Origin of the sequence: Pseudomonas sp. IT-P171 (genome assembly GCF_949767765.1) — a bacterium.
GTDB classification, from domain to species: Bacteria; Pseudomonadota; Gammaproteobacteria; order Pseudomonadales; family Pseudomonadaceae; genus Aquipseudomonas; species Aquipseudomonas fluorescens_B.
Map to the genome: position 1 here is coordinate 323,079 of NZ_CATKQN010000033.1, position 21,173 is coordinate 344,251.

Sequence of the window (21,173 nt, forward strand, 5' to 3'; positions counted from 1 at the left end):
GATGAAAATCGTCGCCCTTGAAACCCATATCGTTGCTGTACCGCCACCGCACGTCGGCGGCATGTACTGGCTGTTCGTCAAACTCAAGACCGATTGCGGCATCGAAGGCGTGGGCGAAATCTACGCTGCGACCTTCGGCCCGAAAGCCATGCTGCCGATCATCGAAGACGTGTTCGAACGCTACCTGCTCAACCACGATCCGCACCACATCGAACGCTTCTTCCGTCAGGCCTATTCAAGCGGTTTCACCCAACGTCCGGACCTGACCATGATGGGCGTGGTCAGCGGTCTGGAGATGGCGTGCTGGGACATCATCGGCAAAGCGGCGAACAAGCCGGTGTATGAACTGCTGGGTGGCAAGGTCCACGAAAGGCTGCGTTCCTATACCTACCTGTACCCGGTCAACAGCAAGGGTGAGTACGACTACGACGACCCGGACCTGGCGGCCGAATGCGCCATCGAGAACATGAACAAAGGCTTCACCGCCGTGAAGTTCGACCCGGCCGGGCCATATACGGCGTACTCCGGGCACCAGATCTCGCTGGAGGTGCTGGATCGCTGCGAAACCTTCTGTCGCAAGATCCGCGAAGCGGTGGGCGACAAGTGCGATTTGCTGTTCGGCACCCACGGGCAAATGGTGCCGTCCTCGGCGATTCGCCTCGCCAAGCGCCTGGAAAAATACGATCCGCTGTGGTTCGAAGAGCCGGTGCCACCGGGCCAGGAAGAGGCCATGGCGCAAGTCGCGGCCAAGACCAGCATCCCGATTGCCACCGGCGAGCGGCTGACCACCAAATACGAATTCTTCAAGCTGTTGCAGGCGGGCGGTGCGTCGATCCTGCAGATGAACGTCGCCCGTTGCGGCGGTCTGCTGGAAGCGAAAAAGATCGCCAGCATGGCCGAGGCCTATTACGCGCAGATCGCACCGCACCTCTACAACGGGCCGATTGGCGCGGCGGCAAGTTTCCAGCTGGCCACCTGCACGCCGAACTTCCTGATCCAGGAAAGCATCATGACCTGGGGCGGTTTCCACGCCGAAGTCCTGACCAAGCCGTTGCAGTGGGAGGACGGCTACATCATTCCGTCCACCGAACCGGGGCTTGGCGTAGAGCTGAACATGGACGTGGTGCGCAAGCATTCGCCGTACACCGGTGAGCGTTTGCACCTGCAAATGGCGCCGACCCCGGCTGACGTCAAAGACTCGTCGCCAGCCCGAGGCTGAAGATTTGCCGCCCATGGCAGGCACTGCGGGTGAACCCAGTCCCTGTGGGAGCAAGCTCGCCCCCACAGGTTTTACGCCATACCTGCCGGGCGGTTTTTTTGTACAACGACTTACGCGGTAACCCTGCATGACATACGACTACATCATCGCTGGCGCTGGCGCCGCAGGTTGCATCCTCGCCAATCGGCTCTCGGCTTCGGGCAAACATTCGGTGCTCCTGCTGGAAGCGGGCGGCAAGGACAGTTCCCTGTGGTTCAAGGTCCCGGTCGGTTTCGCCAAAATGTATTACAACCCGACGTTCAACTGGATGTACTACAGCCAGCCGCAAAAGCAGCTGAACAACCGCGAAATCTATGCCCCGCGCGGCAAGGTCCAGGGCGGTTCGGGTTCGATCAACGCGATGATCTACGTCCGCGGCCAGGCCCATGACTTCGATGACTGGGCGGCCAACGGCAACGAGGGCTGGGGCTTCAAGGACGTGCTGCCCTACTTCCGCAAACTGGAAAACCATCCCCTGGGCGACAGCGAATACCACGGCGGCAGCGGCCCGATCAGCATCACGCCGATGAAAGGCCAGACCCATCCGATCTGCGACGTGTTTATCAAGGGCTGCGACGAACTCGGCTACCCGCACAGCGACGACTTCAACGGACCGACATTCGAAGGCTCGGGGATCTACGACGTCAACACCAAAAATGGCCAGCGCTGTTCCAGCAGCTTTGCGCATCTGCACCCGGCCTTGAGCCGGCCGAACCTGACCGTCGAGCATTTCGCCCTGGTGGATCGGGTGCTGTTCGACAACGGCCGGGCGACCGGTATATCGGTGACCCAGCACGGCGTGGTGCGCACCTTCACCGCCAGCAAGGAAGTCATTCTGTGTGCCGGTGCCGTGGACACACCCAAGATTCTGCAACTGTCCGGTGTCGCCGATCAGGCGCTGCTGGCCAGACACAATATCGCGCTGGTCAAACACCTGCCGGCGGTGGGGCAGAATCTGCAGGATCACCTGTGCGCCAGTTATTACTACAAGGCCAACATCCCGACGCTAAACGATCAACTGAGCTCGCTGTTCGGGCAATTCAAACTCGGCCTCAAATACCTGTTCACCCGCAAGGGCGCACTGGCGATGAGCGTCAATCAGGCCGGCGGCTTCTTTCGGGGTAGCGAGCAGCAGAGCCATCCGAACCTGCAGCTGTACTTCAACCCACTGTCGTACCAGATCCCGAAAAACAACAAGGCCAGCCTCAAGCCCGAACCATATTCAGGCTTCCTGCTGTGCTTCAACCCGTGCCGGCCGACCAGTCGCGGGCACATCGAGATCGCGTCGAAAAATCCCCGTGACGCGGCCTTGATCGACCCGAATTACCTGAGTACGCAAAAGGACATCGACGAGGTGATCCAGGGCAGCCGGCTGATGCGCAAGATCATGCAGGCACCGGCGCTCAAAGGCATCACGGTCGAAGAAGTGCTGCCGGGTCCGGTGGTCGAAACCGACGAGCAGATGCTGCAGTATTTCCGTGAAAACAGCGGTTCGATCTATCACCTGTGCGGTTCCTGCGCGATGGGTGCGGATGAACGGACTTCGGTGGTGGACAAGCGTTTGAAAGTCCACGGTATTGACGGGTTGCGCATTGTCGATGCGTCGATTTTCCCTAACGTGACGTCCGGCAATACCCATGCAGCGGTGCTGATGGTCGCGGAGAAGGGCGCCGATCTGATTCTGCAGGACGCCTGATTTTTTCACTTGCCTGTATCAAAAATGAATTTCCGCCGAGCCCGCTGCTCATACCTGTAAGCAGCGGGTTTGAGCCCGCGAAATCATTAGGCGATCAGGGAGTGGCAAAGTCATGTGTCCAGAATCGATGGCGGGCGAGCACCTTCCTGGCGGGTTGATTCTTGTGGTTGAGGATGACCCGTTGATCCTGGAGTTTCTCTGCGAAATTCTTCAGGAGGAGGGTTTCGTCGTTGAACCACAGGTCAGCGCGGATGCAGCCGCCAATTACCTGGAGCAGCACGCCGATGAGGTACGGTTGTTGCTCACGGACATCACCATGCCCGGCAAACTCAATGGCGCGGATCTGGCTAATCTGTTTGGCGACCGCTGGCCGGACAAGCCGATCATGATCATGTCCGGCTTCGAAACGCCGGAATCGTCCGGGGTGAGGCATCAGGTGTCCTTCATCCAGAAGCCCTGGGCGCTGGGACAATTGCTCGATGGCGTGGCAGCTGCATTTAAGCCGAAGACGGTGGGCTGAACATCAGCGCGCGGTTGAGCCCAACCCTCTCGCAAATGCTACATTGCTCGGCAAAACTCGCCTGGCTCTTGTAAAAGGACGCTCATCCTTGTCACCTCAACATTCGGTTTTCAACAAACCTTATCGTGCCTTTCTGTTTGATATGGACGGCACCGTCCTCAACTCCATCGCCGCCGCCGAGCGCATCTGGACCACCTGGGCCTTGCGCCACGGGGTAGATGTCGACGCTTTTCTGCCGACCATTCATGGCGCCCGGGCCATCGACACGGTCAACCGCCAGGCCTTGCCGGGTGTCGATGCCGAAGCTGAGGCGGCGTGGATTACCCAGGCGGAAATCGAGGACGTCGAGGGGATTGTCGAGGTAGGCAGGGCGGCGGAGTTCCTGACGTCGCTGCCGGCCGGTCAGTGGGCGATCGTGACGTCTGCGCCCAGGGCACTGGCGCTGCGACGGATGGCGGCGGCGGGGATTCCGGAGCCTGCGGTGATGGTCACGGCGGAAGATGTCAGCGCGGGTAAACCCGATCCTGCGGGGTATCGATTGGCGGCCAGGCGGTTGGGCGTCGAAGTGACCGATTGCCTGATTTTCGAAGATGCCACGGTGGGCATTCTCGCGGCGGAGGCGGCGGGGGCAGACCTTGTGATCATCACCTCGACCCATGAACATCCGCTCGAGACGCAGCATGCGACGATGGTCAGTTATGAAGCGATCGCCTGCGGTGTCGACGGCGATGGCCGGATCCGTCTGCGATATTCGTAATCCCCCCATGTTGGAATGGGTTTGTTCAGTACACACCGGGTATCAACCGCCAGCTGCGGCTGCAATACGCCTCATATTCACTGCCAAACTGCGCCCGCAGCAGCGCTTCTTCCGAGTGAATGCGGGCGATCAGCGGGATCAACGTCAGCGCTGCCAGCAACAGGCCAACGCCTGAACGAAACGCCAGCGCCCAACCCACGGCATTGACTAACATCCCCAGATAACTGGGGTTGCGCAACGTTCGATAAATCCCGTCGGTGACCAGCCGGTGCCCCGGTTGAATCGCCACCAGCCCGCTGAAACGCTTGCCCAGCACAAACACCGGCCACAGGCGCAATACACCGCCGACGATGAACAGCAACGCCCCGAGCCAGCGCACGCCTTCACCGCCGAAGGTCCAAACGTCGATCCGGTCGGTGTAGGCCGGTAGAAAAGCGCTCACTGTCCCGATCACCCCGAAGGCCGGCAGCACCCAGCGATTGGCCCGGTCTTCCCGTTCGCCGGAGCTGAGATTGACCTCGGAGAACAGCGCCGCGATCGCCATCACCAGGGTCGCCAAGGCAACGACCACCAACGCCGAATGAGAGAAAAACGCCGCAAACGAGCCCATCCCCCACACGGCGAACCCAAGGTAGGCGAGGGTGCTCACGATGGCGAAAAACGCCAGTCTGGCCGAGATGTTCATCCGTACCTCCACACGCGAACCTGCCCCCTCATTGTAGGAGCTGCCGCAGGCTGCGCGGATAAACGCTTCAGGCCGAACGGGCGTTGCGCCGAATCACCTGGGGTGGCTGCCCGAACGCCCGAAGAAACGCTTCGCGCATGCGCCGGCGATCACTGAAGCCGGATTCGGCAGCGATCTGATCGAGGTTCAGTCGCCCGCGCTCCAGCATCTGTCGCGCCGCTTCCAGGCGCAGGTTTTCGACGGCCTTGGCCGGCGATTGTCCCGTTTCTGCCCGGAACGCCCGGCTGAACTGGCGCGGGCTGAGGCGCGCCACGTCCGCCAGTTGTTCCACCGACAACGCCTCGGCGAGGTGTTCCCGGGCGTAACCGAGCACGGTCTGGATGCGGTCGGATTTCGGCTCCAGTTCCAACAGCGCCGAATGCTGGGACTGGCCGCCCGCCCGCCGGTGGTACATCACCAGTTTCTGTGCCACGGAGCGCGCGAGCAGCGGGCCGTGATCCTTCTCGACCATCGCCAGCGCCAGGTCGATACCGGCCGTCATCCCGGCTGAAGTCCAGATCGAACCGTCAATCACGTAAATGCGGTCCTCTTCCACCTTGATCGACGGAAACCGTGCTTGCAGTTCCCTTGCATAAGCCCAGTGCGTGGTCGCCCGACGCCCCTCGAGCAAACCGGCCTGGGCCAGGACAAACGCCCCGGAGCAAATCGACGCCGTGCGCCGCGCGGTTTTAACGCTGGCGCGCAGGTAATCCAGCACACCCTCGGGCGCCTGTTCGAGGATGGCATCGCCGCCGACCACGATCACCGTATCGAACACCCGCTCATCGAACGCCTGGGTGCCGACACTCAAACCGCCGGAAGCACGCAAGGTACGGCCGTCCTCGGACAGTACGCTGACGTCGTAAAGCGCTTCGCCGGCGCTGAAGTTGGCGTACTCGAACACCGGCATGGCCGCCAGCGCCATGGTCTGAAAACCCTCAAACACTACAAACGCCACGGAAGTCATCGATAGGCCCTCAATGGGCATGTCCTAAAAGCGTACTTTAAACGTCATTTGAGACGGAGGTCAGTCAATTTATAACGGTCACATCCGGCGAACCTCTCGCCTCACTGTGAAGGACACTGAACATGGCTCTCTCATCCAAAGGCACCGCCCTCATCACGGGCGCCTCTTCCGGCATCGGCGCGGTCTATGCCGATCGTCTCGCGCGTCAGGGTTACGATCTGATTCTGGTCGCCCGCAGCCAGGCCAGGCTGAACGCCTTGGCCAATCACTTGAGCAACGAAACCGGTCGCGCCGTGGAAGTCGTCGCTGCCGATCTGAAAGACAAGGCCGATCTGCGCCGGGTCGAAGGGATTCTGCGCACCGACGCGAGCATCACCTTGCTGGTCAACAACGCCGGGGTCGGTGCTGTCATGCCGCTGCTGGGGAGCCCGGTGGATGACATGGAAGACATGATCACCCTGAATGTCACCGCACTGATGCGTTTGGCCTACGCGGTAGCGCCCGGGTTCGTCGCCCGTGGCAACGGCACCGTGATCAACATCTCCTCGATCGTGGCGATTGCCCCCGAGATTCTTAATGGCGTGTATGGCGGGACCAAGGCGTTCGTTCTGGGGTTGAGCCAATCCATGCACCATGAACTGGCTGACAAAGGCATTCGTATTCAGGCCGTATTGCCTGGCGCCACCGCCACCGATTTCTGGAGCGAGGCCGGCAACCCGGTGGAAAACCTGCCGCAGGAAATCGTCATGACCGCCGAGGACATGGTCGATGCGGCGCTGGCAGGGCTCGCGAATGGAGAGGTGGTGACTATTCCGGGTCTGCACGACGGCTCGCAATGGGACCGTCACGAAGCCCAGCGCCAAACCCTGTCGGGCTTGTTCGGCAACTCCATGGCGGCACCGCGTTATCGTTGAAACGGCAAGCTCGGGCCGCGGTGAACTAAGCTTGGATAAGGACCGCACCACACCGCAATATTGTTCACTTAAGAGTGTCTTGAATCAAAGGAAACTTGTGGCGAGGGAGCTTGCTCCCGCTTGAGTGCGTAGCACTCACAAAACTCGGCAATAGTTGTCAGATTTTTGGGGCCGCTACGCAGCCCAGCGCGAGCAAGCTCGCTCGCCACAAAGGTATGCACGATCCAAGAGCGCGCTTAAGTGAACAGCATTGCGCTCCACACCGATTCGTTGAACCACTCGACAAGTCGGTGTGCGACCGAGGAGCCCAACATGCTTCACATCAGAACTCCCCTTATCCTGCACCCGGGCTTGTCGACCCCCACTCGGCGGATCTGGCTCAAGCTGGAAAACCTGCAACCCAGCGGTTCGTTCAAGCTGCGTGGCATGGGGTTGTTGTGCAGCCAGGCAAAGGCCCAGGGCAAGCGCAAGGTGGTCTGTCCTTCGGGGGGCAACGCCGGTTTCGCCACCGCTGTCGCGGCGGCCAGCCTGGGGTTGCAAGCCTGCATCGTGGTGCCGCACACCACCCCGGAAAGCACCCGCGCGAGGATTCGCAAAACCGGTGCCGAAGTAATCGTTCACGGCAAGGTCTGGGACGACGCCAATCAACGGGCGAAGGAGCTTTCACAAGCGGCGGACACCGAATACGTGCCGGCCTTCGATCATCCGGTGTTGTGGGAAGGGCACAGCACGATGATCGATGAGATTCTCGAGGACTGCCCTCAAGTCGATACGCTGGTGACGTCGGTGGGGGGTGGTGGTTTGCTGGCGGGCCTGCTCACGGGATTGACTCGGCATGACCGCCTGGATTGCCGCATCGTCGCCTGCGAAACCGCGGGAGCGGCGTCTTTTTCGGCGGCGATCAAGGCCGGACATCCCGTCAGGCTTTCGCGCATCGACACCGTGGCGACCTCCCTCGGCGCCGCTCAAGTGGCCGCCTGGCCGGTGCAGCACATCCTCGATTTCCCTCACCAATGCGTGGTGCTCGGCGATGACGAAGCGATCATGGGCGTGGTGCGTTACGCCAATGACCTGCGTCAGCTGGTGGAGCCGGCGTGCGGTGTTTCATTGGCCATCGGCTATCTGGACCACCCGGCAATCGCCGATGCCCATGATGTGGTGATCGTGGTGTGTGGTGGTATCAGCATCAGCGTACAACTCGTTGCCGGATGGGCGCGTTCATCCGCTACAAGCGCAAAGTAGCCGCAAAGCAAAGCAGGGCCGTTAACACCTGTCCAGGTGTTACAGGCCCCATCGCGCCCGTTTCAGCCCTCATTGCCCGGCAGCGGCACTGTCCTGGATCAGAATGGCTCTGGCGAGGTCTTCGTCACTGGCGTTCAGCCCGGGATTGTCCTGGCGAATCTGCTTCATGACCGATTCCAGATACACGCCTCGAATCGCACCGCCACTGGCCACGAAGCTGGAGGCGTCATCCCGGGCGGGAATCATGAGTTTGTCGTCCTTGAAGGTCGAGTACAGCGAAGCGGAAACCCCGGCGGAGGTGGCGACATCGCCCGCATCCACTTTCGCGAAAGCCGAGCCGAAGGGTAAGCACAACACAAGGGAAGAGATGATGATCAGACGGCGCATGACGGTGTCCTCCGAAAGCGTGAAGCGTAAAGGAAGTACCACACAGTTTAGGATATGCAGCGACGGTCAGGAGTTCCTTGCAGCACAAACTATCACTTCAACCAGCAGCCTTGGATCCGCGAGCCGGACCTCGCCGCACGCGCCGGACATCCATATGCGACGGCTCGGGAAACAGAGTCCCGGCCAAGGCTATGCTGGCCAACTCGGGCTCAAGTTGTTCGACATCCGCGGCGTTCAACACCCGCTGCGCAATGCCCAGCGAACGGCGCAACGCGAAGCCCGGCATTCAGTGAGAAAGCGCAACAGCAGGGCATCAACCGAAGCAGGCGCGCCCAGTTGAAAGACCTGTCATTTGTGTCAGTAGCCGCCATCAACGCCGCATGTTATTCAATAGGCATGAACAGCCTCCGCATCGACAATGGCACGCCCGATCTCGCAGTCTTTGACCCGCGAGGCTTGGCAGTGTGCGCGGTGGCTTACTACCGTTCGGTCGCGGGACAACCGGTGCAGCCGCAGATCACCCGGCGGGTGTTCGACCCGTTGGGCCGTGAAGTCGAGCGCTTCGATCCGCGATTGTGGGCCGAGCAGCGTGGGCCGAATCGAACCTCCCTCCGCGCATTGTCTAGCACCGAGTTGCTCAACGTCAGCGTTGATTCGGGCTGGACTCTGTTGCTGTTCGGCCCGGCGGGGCAGCGGCTGCAACGCTGGAACAGTCGCAGCAGCCAGCAACGCGACTACGATGTGCAATTACGTCCGGTCGCCGTCACCGAACAACTCGAGGACGAAACCCCGCGGGTGGTCGAACGCTTCCAGTACGGCGGCCCCGGCGGCAGCACTCGCAACCAGTGCGGCAAGTTGATCCGCCACGACGACCCGAGCACTACCCGGCACATGCTCGACTATGATCTGCGCGGCCAACCGTTGCTGGAGAGCAGCCACTTTCTGACGTCGCTGGATCCGTTGCACTGGCCGCTGGAGATCGACGCGCGCAATGCCTTGCTCGAACCGGCGCCCGGCCTCGACAGTCGCTGGACCTACGACGCCTTGGGCGAGGTTGCGACGCAAACCGATGCCATGCTCAATCGCCGGCGGTTCAGCCGCACCTGCGCCGGGCAATTGCGCGCCGTTTCCTTGCAGCGCCAAGGTGCAGGCGAGGTGACGCTGGTCAGCGATCTCGGCTACAGCGCCGGGGGGCTGGTCGAGCAGGAAACGGCAGGCAACGGCGTTATTACCCGTGCCGAGTTCAGTCCGGACGACGCGCGTCTGCTGCGCTTGAGCGCCGGCCTGCCCAACCAACCCTTGCTGCAAAACCTGCTTTACACCTACGACCCGGTTGGCAACCCGCTGAAAATCGACGACCAGGCCAAAGCCACCACCCATTTCAAAAACCAGCGCATCGACCCCGTCAGCACCTACATCTATGACAGCCTGTACCGCCTGACCCGCGCCACCGGCCGCGAAGTCTACCGCGCCGCCAACGACCCGAACGCGCTGGTCAACTACCGCGAAGAATACGATTACGACGCCAGCGGCAACCTGCTGGAACTGCGCCACCTCGGTGCGCAACCCTTCACCCGGCGTTGGGCGGTGGACGCGGCCAGCAACCGTCGGGTGATCGCGTACGACGGCGATCCAGCGCCGGATTTCCCCCGCGAATTCGACGGTAACGGCAACCAGCTTCATTTGCTGCGGGGGCAAGCGATGGGTTGGGATGCGCGCAACCAGTTGAGCCAGGTGTCCCCGGTCACTCGTGAAGACGGCCCGGACGACTGTGAACTGTATCGCTACGGCGGCGGTGGCAAGCGCCTGCGCAAGGTACGTTGCGCACTGGCCTCACACCGCAGCTTGATCGCCGACGTACGTTACTTGCCGGGGCTGGAAATCCACCGCGCCGCCAATGGCGCCGAACGGCATGTGCTGGAGATCGAGGCCGGGCGCAACACGGTGCGGCTGCGGCATTGGGTCGGCACTCCCCCGACTGGCGTCGACAACAACCATTTGAGTTACAGCGTCAGCGATCACCTGCGTTCCAGCCAACTGGAACTTGACGAAGAGGGTGCAGTGATCAGTGAGGAAGGCTATTTGCCGTTTGGTGGTCGGGCGTGGTGGGTGGCCCATCACGCCGCCAAGGCGTCGTACAAGACCACGGGTTACTCGGGCAAGGAATGCGACGTGACCGGATTGAGTTACTACGGTTATCGCTATTACGCGCCGTGGCAACACGGCTGGCTCAACCCGGACCCGGCGGGAGAGGTGGACGGGTTGAACCGGTACTGTTTTGTCGGGAACTCGCCGATGCGATATGCCGATGCTGATGGGCGGATGATGGATGACACCTTGGATCAATTCATCAGTAATTTGAAATACAACCCCGGGGGAGATGACCAAACGGTGATGGAACTTGTGGTGGGGTTATCTGGGCACGTGAGCGAGAACGTGATCGATACAACCGCATTTCTCCAAACGTTAACGAGCAACCCTGCGGACGATGGGCCTCGGGTGAGAAGCCTTGCCGAGGAGCTGAGCCGCTCCGGGCAAGCGGCCTCCCAAACGCAGGCATTGCCTGCTCAGTTCCCGGGATACGTATCTGCATCTGCCCTTCCCGGTATTGCATATGGGACCGGCGCGGAGCAGGCGCACGACGGGAATATACGGTTCAGCTGTCAGCATTGCCCGAAGGGGTTTAAGGGAAAACATCGTTTTGATAGTCACATGCGAACCCACACGGGAGAAAAGCCTTTCAATTGCTTGGTTTGCAAAAAAAGTTTTGCGCTCAACGAGCATTTGACGAGACATATGCTAAGCCACACCGGAGAAAAGCCGTACCACTGTGAGACTTGCGGCAAAGATTTTGCGCGAAACGATACTTTGACGAGCCACAGACGAACTCACACCGGAGAAAAGCCGTACGTCTGCGAGTTTTGCCATCAAGGTTTTGCAGCAAATGGTACTTTGACGAGCCACAGACGAACTCACACCGGAGAAAAGCCGTACGTCTGCGAGTTTTGCCATCAAGGTTTTGCAGTTAGTGATACTTTGACGCGCCACAGACGAACACACACCCTGGAAAAGCCTTATGGTTGCTCGAGTTGCTATATGTGTTTTGCGGATTCCGGGGGCAGGAATGATCATCAGCGGCGCAAACATGGTGCTCTGAAATAGCCATATTCGAATGAAGTCAGTTTGCCCCAGACTTTTCGCTCATCGCGAAAACCGCTTCCAATATTCCCGCGGTGAACCCTCGGTCTGTGCTGAAACATGAGGCGTACCCCATCACTAAGCTCCAAGGTGCTGCCTTCATTAGCGTTACCTGTCATTTGTGTCAGTAATGGCATGTTATTCAACCCGCATGAACAGTCTCCGCGTCGACAAGGGCACTCCCGATCTCGCAGTCTTTGACCCGCGAGGCTTGGCAGTGTGCGCGGTGGCTTACTGCCGTTCTGTCGCGGGACAACCGGTGTTTTTTTTGCCTGCGCGTTGCCCCCGTTTCCACTCGTGATAATCCGGAACAATTGAATTGCCGGGGCAGGGCTGTTTCCCCTCGGCTCCGTCCCGCGCACGGTGGTAACGTAGGGCGCTCGAACCGTCGGGAGCATCGTCATGGAATTGGGAATATCGGGTCGCTGGGCGATCGTCTGCGCCGCCAGCAAGGGCTTGGGGCTGGCCTGTGCGCGTGCCTTGGCGAAAGAGGGCGTGAACCTGGTGATCAACGCTCGCGGCAACGACACTTTGCAGGCTGCCGCCGTTGAATTGCGCAGCCTGGCGCCGACCATCGAAGTGCGCACGGTCGCCGGCGACATCAGCGAGCCGGCCGTGCGTGAGCAAGTATTGGCGGCGTGTCCGCAAGTGGACATCCTGATCAACAACGCGGGTGGCCCACCGCCGGGTGACTTCCGTGACTGGCAACGTGAGGACTGGTTGAAGGCGCTGGATGCCAACATGCTCACGCCCATCGAGCTGATCAAGGCTTGCGTCGATGGCATGGCCGAGCGCGGTTTCGGACGCGTCGTCAACATCACCTCCGGCGCGGTGAAGGCGCCGATCGATGTGCTCGGTCTGTCCAACGGCGCCCGCAGCGGCCTGACCGGTTTCATCGCCGGACTCGCGCGTCAGTCGCGGCTGGCGGGGAACAACGTCACGATCAACAATCTGCTGCCCGGCCCGTTCGAGACCGAGCGCCTGCACAAGACCCTGAGTGCTGCCGCCGAGGCCAATGGCGCCAGCGTCGAGCACATCAGTGCGCAGCGGCGCAAAAACGTGCCAGCCCAACGCTTTGGCCAGCCCGATGAGTTCGGCGCCTATTGCGCGTTCATTTGCAGCGCCCAGGCGGGTTTTCTCACCGGGCAAAACCTGTTGCTGGACGGCGGCAGTTATCCCGGCACGTTTTGATCGTTGCAAAGGAGCGCAGGGCAGGTGAGCGTCGATATCGAATGCGTCGTGGTCGGGGCCGGCGTGGTCGGGCTGGCGGTGGCCAGAGCGTTGGCCCGGAGCGGGCGCGAAGTGATGCTGGTCGAAGCCGGCGAAGGCATCGGCGTGGGCATCAGTTCGCGCAACTCGGAAGTGATCCACGCCGGCATCTATTACCCGAGCGACAGCCTCAAGGCGCAATTGTGCGTGGAAGGCAAACAACGTCTATATGCCTTTTGTGATGATCGCGGCGTCGGCTATCAGCGACTGGGCAAGCTCATCGTCGCCACTGATGATCACCAGCGCGGGGCGTTGCAGAAGTTGCTGGAGCAGGGCGTCCGCAACGGTGTCGATGACTTGCAATGGCTGGACGCCAATCAGGCTCGCGAACTTGAACCGGCGCTGTCCTGCGTCGCTGCGCTCTGGTCGCCTTCCACCGGAATCGTCGATTCCCATGCCCTGATGCTGGCGCTTCAGGCGGACGCCGAGGCCGCCGGAGCTTCGATGGCATTTCATACGCCGCTGGCATCGGCGCGGTGCAGTGAACACGGTTTCCAATTGCACATGGGGGGCGTCCAGCCGATGACCTTGAGCTGTCGTGAGTTGATCAACTGCGCCGGGTTGTCCGCACCGGAAGTGGCGAGCCGCATTGAAGGCTTGTCGTCGCTGCACGTTCCATTGGCTCGTTTGTGCAAGGGCAGTTATTTCAGTTTCAGCGGTCGCGCGCCGTTCCGGCATCTGGTTTATCCGGCACCGGAAAGTGCCGGGCTGGGGGTGCACATGACCCTCGATCTTGGCGGTCAGGCGCGTTTCGGACCGGATGTGGAGTGGATCGACCACATCGATTACCGCGTCGATCCGCGCCGTGCCGAGGGTTTCTACGAGGCGATCCGGCGTTACTGGCCGGCCCTGCCCGATGACAGGCTGCAACCGGCCTACAGCGGCATCCGCCCGAAAATCACCGGCCCGACAGACCCCGCCGCCGACTTCATCATCAGCGGCCCCGACGACCATGGCGTGCCCGGACTGGTCAATCTGTTCGGCATCGAATCACCGGGGCTGACCAGTTGCCTGGCGCTGGCCAGGCGGGTAACGCAGGCTCTGAGCGACCGATGATCAGCGTTTGAGCTGCCCCCGCGAGATGAGGGCTATGCTTTGCAGTGCGCCCATTGCAATGGGAGACCTGCGATGATCAACGTACGCACGGCCCGCATGCTGGCCGATTACAAACGCTGGGCCAATCAGCGCCTCTTTGACAGCCTGGCCGATTTGCCGCCGGGCGAGGTCAACAAAGCGCGGGTCTCGGTGTTCAAGAACATGATCGGTACCCTCAACCACATCTACGTGGTGGACTGCATCTGGCAGGCTCACCTCGAAGGCCGGGGGCACGGCTTCAAGACTTCCCACGATCTGCTGCATCCCGACCTTGCCGACCTGCGCATGGCGCAAAAGGACATCGATCATTGGTACTGCAACTGGAGCGACCGGCAAACCGAGGCGTCGCTGGATAAACCTGTCGAGTTCACGTTTGTCTCGGGCGAAAGCGGGACCATGAGCGCTGGCGCGATGTTGCTGCACGTGGTCAATCACGCCAGCTATCACCGAGGCTGGGTGATCCAGATGTACTTCGACATTCCGGCCATGCCGCCGATGACAGACCTGCCGATTTTCCTGCGCGAGACCGACCCGGGCTTCAACGCGGTCAATGCCCCGGCAGTGGCGCCGACATGTGTTGGGCAATTCTCGAGCGCAACCAACGTTCTGCCGGATCGTTATCGTTGACCCCGTTCCACACCATCGACAACTCGGACAGGTTGATGTCAAACGGCGGGTCATCTGCCCGCAACTGGCTGCTGCCTTCGATCAACGCACAGGCGGCGTAGTCCGGCACCGTGGCGAGCATGTCAGTGCCGGCCAGCAGGGCGCGCAGGCCGGCGAACTGCGGCACCGCCAGCACCACGCGGCGTGAGCGGCCAATACGCGCCAGATCGTTGTCGATCGCGCCGGTCAGGTCCCCGGAAAACGACACCAGCGCATGCGGCCGGTCACAGTAGTCATCCAGCGTCAGGGCGCCGGGACGGTTGTCGCCGCGCAGGATCTTCACGCTCAGATCGCGCAGTTTCTTGCGTTTGGCGTTGGCCGGCAGTTCCGTGGTGTAGCTGATCCCGACGGAAATCTCGCCGCTGGCGAGCATCGACGACATCAGCAGGAAATTCACTCGCCGCACGACGACCACAACGTTCTGCGCCTCTTCGCGGATTTGCTTGAGCAGCGGCGGAAACAGGCCGAACTCGGCGTCGTCGGACAGGCCGATGCGGAACACGTCGCGGCTGGTGGCCGGGTCGAAATCCTTGGCCCGGCTGACCGCGCCGGAGATGGTGTCCATCGCCGGCTGCAATTCCTTGAGAATCTGCAGCGCGCGCTGGGTCGGTTCCAGCACACGACCGTTGCGCACCAGCAGCGGGTCATCGAACAGATCGCGCAACTTGGCCAGTGAAGCACTGACGGCAGGTTGGCCGAGGAACAGCTTTTCCCCGGCCCGGGTCAGGTTCTTTTCGAACATCAGGGTTTCGAAAATCACCAGCAGGTTCATGTCCACGCGGCGCAGGTCGTTGCGGTTCATGGCGGGGCTACTCGCAGGGCTTCGGGGTTTACTCAGTAAAGCACCGAACTCCCGGGGCAGGAGCCGCACGCCTTTGTCATGACAGGATTACTGTGGCGAGGGAGCTTGCTCCCGCTCGGCTGCGCAGCAGTCGTAAAACCTGCATGCGCGGTTTGTCAGAACTGACCATCGTCGCCTGATTGGGGCCGCTTCGCGACCCAGCGGGAGCAAGCTCCCTCGCCACACGGATGGTGGTTTAGCTGACGGGCTCGGTCAGCACCTTCCTGAACGTCTCCACCAACGGCCGCAAATTGATCCGGTGCCACGCTGCCCACAGCGGCGTGGTGAACGCAATCCACGGCACTTCCCGCAGCACCACGCCCGGTGGCGCATTGCGGCTCAAGCCTTTCTGAATCATCGCGATGCCCAGCCCCGACGCCACCAGCCCCAGTGCGGTGAAGGGTTCAGTGGCCTCCATGCGGATGTCCGGGGTGAAACCGGCGCGGATGCAGGCACTGACGAAGTCTTCGCGGCTGGCGCAGTTCTGTCGGTGTTGCACACCGATCCATTCCTGGTCGGACAGGTCTTCCGGGCCCAGCGTCGCTTGATGGGCGAGGGGATGATGCTCGGGCAGCGCCAACAGCATCGGGTCGTCGAGCACCTGAAAACCCAGCAAGTCCGGATCGTCGGCGACGGGCGGTTCGCTGACCAACGCGATATCGAGGCTACGCTGACGCAGGCCTTCGAGTTGTTCGGCGGAGCTGAGGTTGTACAACGCGACGTGCACGTTGGGCCGGTCCACCCGCAACACCCGCAAGGCATTCGGCAGGACGCCGGCGTGCATGGCGTTTTCGATGTAGCCGATGCACAGGCCGCCTTCTTCGCCACGACCGAGGCGTTTTCCGAGGGATTCCAGGCGATTGGTGTGGGTCAGCAGGGCGCGGGTTTCGGCGAGAAAGGTCTGGCCGTCGCGGGTCAGCCGAATGCGTTGCTGGCTGCGCTCGAACAGGGTCAGGCCCAGCCGTTCTTCGAGCTGGGCGATCTGCCGGCTCAGGGGCGACTGGGAAATGTGCAGGCGCTCGGCGGCGCGACCGACGTGTTCTTCCTCGGCGACGGCCACGAAGTAGCGCAATTGGCGGATGTCGATCATGTCAGACCTATAGGGACTCAAGTGCTGCGTATTATGTCTTGGACGGTCCGATCCTCGCAATCTAGGATTGGCTCATCGGTCACCTGACTGACCACTGACATCGAGAGGATTCATCCATGAGCTTGAAAGACAAACTGCCCGGCGCGCTGGGTTTCGGCACTGCCCCCCTGGGCAATATGTTCCGCGCCATCCCGGAAGAAGAGGCGATGGCCACCGTACACGCCGCCTGGGATGCTGGCGTGCGTTATTTCGATACCGCGCCGTTTTACGGCTCGGGCCTGTCGGAGATTCGCCTCGGCGCCGCGCTGGCTCGCTACAACCGTGACGACTACGTACTGAGCAGCAAGGTCGGCCGGGTGATTCTCGACGAAATCGAAGACGCCGCTGCCCGGGATCTGGGCGAGAAGAGCGGGGTGTTCGAGCACGGTCGCCCGAACAGGATCGTCAACGACTACAGCGCCGACGCGACGATGCGTTCAATCGAAGACAGCCTCGAGCGTCTGCAAACCGATCGCCTGGACATCGTCTGGGTGCATGATATCGCGCAGGACTTCTACGGCGATCAATGGCTGGAGTACTTCAACCAGGCCCGCACCGGCGCGTTCAAGGTACTGACCCGTTTGCGTGAAGAAGGCGTCATCAAAGGCTGGGGCCTGGGCGTGAACAAGGTTGAGCCGTGCGAACTGACCCTTGATCTGACCGAAGCCCAACCGGACGGTTTTCTGCTGGCGGGGCGCTATACGCTGCTGGATCACGATCGTGCCCTGCAACGTTTGATGGACGCTGCCTTGGCACAGAATGTCGAGATCGTGGTCGGTGGCCCTTACAGCTCGGGCATTCTGGCCGGCGGCGCGCACTTCGAATACCAGAAGGCCAGCCCGGCGATCATCCAGAAAGTCGAGCAGATCAAACGCATCGCGGCGGCCCACGGCGTCGACATCAAGGCCGCTGCATTGCAATTCTCCCTGGCCAATCCTGCCGTCGCGGCGGTGATTCCGGGGTCCAGCCGTCCGGACCGGATTGCTGAAGATGTGGCTGCGTTGTCGGCAGTCATTCCCGCTGCGTTCTGGCAAGCGATGCGCGAAGCGAAGCTGGTGTCTGAACGCGCTCCATTGCCTGTCACAGGAGTTTGAACATGAAGATCGATCTGACTGGAAAACTCGCCATTGTCAGCGGCAGCACCGCCGGCATTGGCCTGGGCATCAGCAAGGCACTGGCCGAGTCCGGCGCCACGGTGGTGGTGATCGGACGCGAAACCGCCAAGGTCGAGCAAGCGCTGGCGAGCATTCGCCAGAGCGTGCCGGGTGCGCAACTGCGAGGCCTGACCGCAGACCTCGGCACCGCCGAAGGCGCCGAGCAATTGTTCGCCGCCGAGCCGCGTGCCGACATCCTGGTCAACAACCTCGGCATCTTTAACGAGGTGGATTTCTTCGACACCCCGGACAGCGAGTGGACGCGCTTCTACGAGGTCAACGTGATCTCCGGTGTACGCCTGTCACGGCATTACGTGCCGGACATGGTCAAGCAGGGCTGGGGGCGGGTGATTTTCCTGTCCTCGGAATCCGGGATCGCGATCCCGGCCGACATGCTCAACTATGGTGTGACCAAAAGCGCTAACCTCGCCGTGTCCCACGGGCTGGCCAAGCGGCTGGCGGGCACTGGCGTGACCGTCAACGCGATCCTGCCCGGCCCGACGTTGACCGATGGCCTGGAGCAGATGCTCAAGGACGCCACGACCGAATCGGGGCGCAGTGTCCGGGAAGAAGCCGACGCCTTCGTGCGCAAGGCCCGGCCGACATCGATTATCCAGCGCGTGGCGAATGTCGAGGAAGTCGCCAACCTGGTGGCCTACATCGCGTCGCCGCTGTCGTCGGCAACAACCGGTGCAGCCCTTAGAGTTGACGGCGGCGTCGTCGACAGCATGGCGATCTGAAATTTTTGAATGAGAGAGAACATTACATGGCAACGGCATCAGCGTTTATCGACATCCCGGCTTCGGCCGACCAGGTCTGGCATTTGATCGGTGGCTTCAATTCGCTGCCGGACTGGCTGCCGTTCATTCCCAAAAGCGAGCTGAGCGAAGGCGGGCGCGTGCGCAGTCTGCAAACCGCGGATGGCGCGGTAGTGATTGAGCGGCTGGAGGCGTTTGATAACGCCGGGAAAACATACAGCTACTCGATTTTGCAGGCGCCGTTCCCGGCGACTGATTATCTGGCGACCATTCGCGTTGAAGCGCAGGGTGAGAGTACGCGGGTGACCTGGTCGGGTCGGTTTGCGCCGGTCGGGGTGAGTGAGGAGGAGGTGACGGCGTTGTTTGGCGGGATCTACCAGGGTGGACTCGAAGCCCTTCGAGCCAACTACCCGGCCTGACTGATCGACACAGAACCTGTGGTAGCGGACAAGCCCGCTCCCACAGGTCATGTGTCAGTTCAGCAGATTTGCGTCAGGTCTGGGGAATGAGGCTCTGCCGACAATCCAGCACCAACCGCGCGCCACCCCATTCGCTGTCACCCACTTCCAGCGTAAACCCATGCAGGCTGACAATCGCCGCCACGATCGACAGCCCCAGCCCGAACCCGCTTTGCTGATTGCCACCTTCGGCGCGGTAGAAACGCTGGAACACGGCTTCGCGTTCGGCTGCAGGAATGCCCGGTCCGGAGTCGAGCACTTCGATCCGCGTATGCCCACCCTCATTGACCCCGCGCAAAATCACCTCGCCACCCGGCGGTGTGAATTTGATCGAATTGCTCAACAGATTGGCCACGGCTTCGAACAGCAGCGCCCGATCGCCCTTCAGCGCCGGCAATGATTCGGGCAATTGCAGCTTGAAAACCAGCTCGTCTTCCTCCGCCAGCGGCAGGTAAAAGTCGTGCAGTTCCTGCAACAACGGCACCGGGTCGAGTTGCACAAAACCGGAGCGCCGCTGCCGGTCTTCCAGCTCGGAAATGCGCAGCAAACCGCGAAAGCGCGCCATCAGCGTGTCCGCTTCACTCAACACGGAATCCAGTTGCGCGGCTTCCTGGGAACCTTCGCCCGCCTGTTGCTGCATGCGGTACAACTGCGCCCGCAAGCGGGTCAGCGGCGTGCGCAAGTCGTGGGCAATGTTGTCGCACACACCCTTGACCTCGTTCATCAAGCGTTCGATGCGTTCGAGCATGGCATTGACGATGGCGGCGAGCATGTCCAGTTCGTCGCGGCGATTGGACAGTGGCAGGCGTCGGGTCAGATCCCCGGCCACAATCGCCTCGGCACTGGCCTGAATACCGCGAATGCGCCGCAGCGGCCGACGGCGCAGCAGGTGCCATCCGACGATGCCCGGCAAAATGGTCAGGGTCACGCCCCAGAACAGCGCGTGGAGGATGATCCGGGTCACGGCGAACAGCGAGCCGTTGTCGCGCACCAGTATCAGCCAGCGACCATCACGCGTCTGGGTCGCCACCGCATCGCAACTGTCGCTGGGTAAGGTCGGATCATCGGAGTCGGCGCAGTCGCTGAGCATGTGAATCCTGCCGTCCAGTGGCAGGCCTGCGGGTATGTGGCGCAGGGCGCCGCTGAGGTAGCGATGCTCGGCATCGAACAGGCCGTAGGCGTCGATGCCACGAATGTCGAAGGTCATGCTGACGGCGAGGGCGTCCACCAGTTGTTCGCCGGAAAAGCGCGAGAACAAATGCTGACGTTGCATCAGCGAGTGCTTGGCCAGGTTATCGAGGTAGGCGGACACCTCGTAGTACATGACCCCCATGAGAATCCCGCTCCAGAGCACGAACAGCGAACTGTAGAGCGCCAGCAAGCGGCTGATGGAAGAACGCCAGCCTTTAGAGGGGTTCGGCAATGACATAACCCGAGCCTCGCACGGTCCGAATCAGGGGGACGTTGCCGGGCGGGTCGATCTTTTTACGCAGGCGGCCGATGTGCACGTCGATCAGGTTGGTGCCAGGGTCGAAGTGATAGCCCCAGACCTCTTCGAAAATCATCATTCGCGACAGAATCTGCCCAGTGTTGCGCATCAGGAATTCCAGCAATTTGTATTCGGTGGGCAACAGCGTCAGCAACTGACCGTCTCGGCTGGCTTCGTGGCTGATCAGGTTCAGTTCCAGATCGGCCACCCGCAGCGTGGTGGCCTGGGCGGTCACGGTGTTCTGCCGGCGCAGCAACACTTCGACCCGCGCGGCCATTTCATCCGTGGCAAAGGGTTTGGTCAGGTAATCGTCCCCGCCGGCACGCAAGCCACGCACGCGCTCGTCGACATCGGAGAGGGCACTGATCATCAGGATCGGCGTCGACACGCCCATGGTCCGCAGCGTCGTGACAATCGCCAGGCCATCGAGCTCGGGCAGCATACGGTCCAGCGTGATCAGGTCATAGTTGCCGCTGACCGCGCGCTCAAGACCTTCGCGGCCGTTGTCGACCCAATCCACGTCGAGGCCGTGGCTGCTCAGTTCGGCGACGATTTCCCGGGCGGTCACGGCGTCGTCTTCGATGGTCAAGATGCGGGTCATAGGTTGGCCTGATTAAAGGTTCACAGCGATGTGCGGCATTTTGCCAATAA

General features: G+C 61.5%; 20 protein-coding genes. 13 read left to right on the forward strand and 7 right to left on the reverse strand.

Features of this window, described 5'->3' with window-relative positions:
* Position 1 precedes the first annotated feature (1 nt).
* From ACM6I5_RS18915 to ACM6I5_RS18930, 4 genes are all read left to right on the forward strand, one after another.
* Positions 2 to 1,219, forward strand: a complete 1,218-nt coding sequence (locus ACM6I5_RS18915; RefSeq protein ID WP_017339550.1) for a mandelate racemase/muconate lactonizing enzyme family protein — start codon at positions 2 to 4, stop codon at positions 1,217 to 1,219.
* 127 nt (positions 1,220 to 1,346) lie between these two features.
* The gene (locus ACM6I5_RS18920; protein WP_017339549.1) at positions 1,347 to 2,954 is read left to right on the forward strand and encodes a GMC family oxidoreductase; all 1,608 of its coding nucleotides are present in this window, start codon (positions 1,347 to 1,349) and stop codon (positions 2,952 to 2,954) included.
* 112 nt (positions 2,955 to 3,066) lie between these two features.
* Positions 3,067 to 3,474: a response regulator gene (locus ACM6I5_RS18925; protein WP_414884410.1), complete on the forward strand. Its 408-nt coding sequence runs from the start codon at positions 3,067 to 3,069 to the stop codon at positions 3,472 to 3,474.
* Between the two features lie 88 nt (positions 3,475 to 3,562).
* On the forward strand, positions 3,563 to 4,231 hold the full coding sequence (locus ACM6I5_RS18930) for an HAD-IA family hydrolase (RefSeq protein ID WP_414884411.1): 669 nt from the start codon (positions 3,563 to 3,565) through the stop codon (positions 4,229 to 4,231).
* A 25-nt stretch (positions 4,232 to 4,256) separates the two neighbouring features.
* On the opposite strand, the gene ACM6I5_RS18935 is transcribed toward ACM6I5_RS18930, so the two are convergent.
* Both ACM6I5_RS18935 and ACM6I5_RS18940 read right to left on the reverse strand, forming a co-directional pair.
* Positions 4,257 to 4,916: a methyltransferase family protein gene (locus ACM6I5_RS18935; RefSeq protein WP_017339546.1), complete on the reverse strand. Its 660-nt coding sequence runs from the start codon at positions 4,914 to 4,916 to the stop codon at positions 4,257 to 4,259.
* Positions 4,917 to 4,983: 67 nt separating this feature from the next.
* Positions 4,984 to 5,922, reverse strand: coding sequence for a GlxA family transcriptional regulator (locus tag ACM6I5_RS18940; RefSeq protein ID WP_414884412.1), 939 nt, complete (start codon positions 5,920 to 5,922; stop codon positions 4,984 to 4,986).
* Positions 5,923 to 6,044: 122 nt separating this feature from the next.
* Between ACM6I5_RS18940 and ACM6I5_RS18945 the strand changes: the two genes are divergently transcribed.
* Both ACM6I5_RS18945 and ACM6I5_RS18950 read left to right on the forward strand, forming a co-directional pair.
* On the forward strand, positions 6,045 to 6,836 hold the full coding sequence (locus ACM6I5_RS18945; protein WP_017339544.1) for an SDR family NAD(P)-dependent oxidoreductase: 792 nt from the start codon (positions 6,045 to 6,047) through the stop codon (positions 6,834 to 6,836).
* A gap of 312 nt (positions 6,837 to 7,148) precedes the next feature.
* Positions 7,149 to 8,078: a pyridoxal-phosphate dependent enzyme gene (locus ACM6I5_RS18950; protein WP_414878391.1), complete on the forward strand. Its 930-nt coding sequence runs from the start codon at positions 7,149 to 7,151 to the stop codon at positions 8,076 to 8,078.
* 69 nt (positions 8,079 to 8,147) lie between these two features.
* Here ACM6I5_RS18950 and ACM6I5_RS18955 read toward each other — a convergent pair whose 3' ends face one another.
* Positions 8,148 to 8,465, reverse strand: a complete 318-nt coding sequence (locus tag ACM6I5_RS18955) for a DUF2388 domain-containing protein (RefSeq protein WP_017339414.1) — start codon at positions 8,463 to 8,465, stop codon at positions 8,148 to 8,150.
* Between the two features lie 336 nt (positions 8,466 to 8,801).
* On the opposite strand from ACM6I5_RS18955, the gene ACM6I5_RS18960 reads away from it, so the two are divergent.
* The 4 genes from ACM6I5_RS18960 to ACM6I5_RS18975 all read left to right on the forward strand — a co-directional run bounded on the left by ACM6I5_RS18960 (position 8,802) and on the right by ACM6I5_RS18975 (position 14,654).
* A complete protein-coding gene (locus tag ACM6I5_RS18960; RefSeq protein ID WP_414884413.1) occupies positions 8,802 to 11,627 on the forward strand; it encodes an RHS repeat-associated core domain-containing protein in 2,826 nt (941 codons plus the stop codon).
* Positions 11,628 to 12,065: 438 nt separating this feature from the next.
* A complete protein-coding gene (locus tag ACM6I5_RS18965; protein WP_414884414.1) occupies positions 12,066 to 12,854 on the forward strand; it encodes an SDR family oxidoreductase in 789 nt (262 codons plus the stop codon).
* 24 nt (positions 12,855 to 12,878) lie between these two features.
* On the forward strand, positions 12,879 to 13,988 hold the full coding sequence (locus tag ACM6I5_RS18970) for an NAD(P)/FAD-dependent oxidoreductase (RefSeq protein ID WP_414884415.1): 1,110 nt from the start codon (positions 12,879 to 12,881) through the stop codon (positions 13,986 to 13,988).
* A gap of 72 nt (positions 13,989 to 14,060) precedes the next feature.
* On the forward strand, positions 14,061 to 14,654 hold the full coding sequence (locus tag ACM6I5_RS18975; RefSeq protein ID WP_017339410.1) for a DinB family protein: 594 nt from the start codon (positions 14,061 to 14,063) through the stop codon (positions 14,652 to 14,654).
* Here the strand turns inward: ACM6I5_RS18975 and ACM6I5_RS18980 are convergent.
* Together ACM6I5_RS18980 and ACM6I5_RS18985 are read right to left on the reverse strand one after the other, a co-directional pair.
* On the reverse strand, positions 14,575 to 15,495 hold the full coding sequence (locus ACM6I5_RS18980; protein WP_017339409.1) for a LysR substrate-binding domain-containing protein: 921 nt from the start codon (positions 15,493 to 15,495) through the stop codon (positions 14,575 to 14,577). The two genes, ACM6I5_RS18975 and ACM6I5_RS18980, sit on opposite strands and share 80 nt — an antisense overlap.
* Positions 15,496 to 15,730: 235 nt before the next feature.
* Positions 15,731 to 16,624 carry a LysR substrate-binding domain-containing protein gene (locus ACM6I5_RS18985; protein ID WP_414884416.1) on the reverse strand — a complete coding sequence of 298 codons (894 nt, stop codon included), beginning with the start codon at positions 16,622 to 16,624 and terminating at the stop codon, positions 15,731 to 15,733.
* Between the two features lie 116 nt (positions 16,625 to 16,740).
* Here ACM6I5_RS18985 and ACM6I5_RS18990 point away from each other — a divergent pair, with 116 nt between their 5' ends.
* Genes ACM6I5_RS18990 through ACM6I5_RS19000 form a run of 3 tightly spaced genes read left to right on the forward strand, consistent with a single transcriptional unit; the run spans position 16,741 to position 18,994 of the window.
* Positions 16,741 to 17,757: an aldo/keto reductase gene (locus ACM6I5_RS18990; protein ID WP_414884417.1), complete on the forward strand. Its 1,017-nt coding sequence runs from the start codon at positions 16,741 to 16,743 to the stop codon at positions 17,755 to 17,757.
* Positions 17,758 to 17,759: 2 nt separating this feature from the next.
* Complete coding sequence (locus ACM6I5_RS18995) at positions 17,760 to 18,557, forward strand: SDR family NAD(P)-dependent oxidoreductase (RefSeq protein WP_017339406.1); 798 nt, start codon at positions 17,760 to 17,762, stop codon at positions 18,555 to 18,557.
* 26 nt (positions 18,558 to 18,583) lie between these two features.
* Positions 18,584 to 18,994, forward strand: coding sequence for an SRPBCC family protein (locus tag ACM6I5_RS19000; RefSeq protein WP_017339405.1), 411 nt, complete (start codon positions 18,584 to 18,586; stop codon positions 18,992 to 18,994).
* 73 nt (positions 18,995 to 19,067) lie between these two features.
* Here the strand turns inward: ACM6I5_RS19000 and ACM6I5_RS19005 are convergent, their stop codons facing one another.
* Positions 19,068 to 20,462: a sensor histidine kinase gene (locus ACM6I5_RS19005; RefSeq protein WP_017339404.1), complete on the reverse strand. Its 1,395-nt coding sequence runs from the start codon at positions 20,460 to 20,462 to the stop codon at positions 19,068 to 19,070.
* Complete coding sequence (locus tag ACM6I5_RS19010) at positions 20,440 to 21,123, reverse strand: response regulator transcription factor (protein WP_017339403.1); 684 nt, start codon at positions 21,121 to 21,123, stop codon at positions 20,440 to 20,442. Before ACM6I5_RS19010 ends, ACM6I5_RS19005 begins: the two co-directional genes overlap by 23 nt.
* Positions 21,124 to 21,173 lie beyond the last annotated feature (50 nt).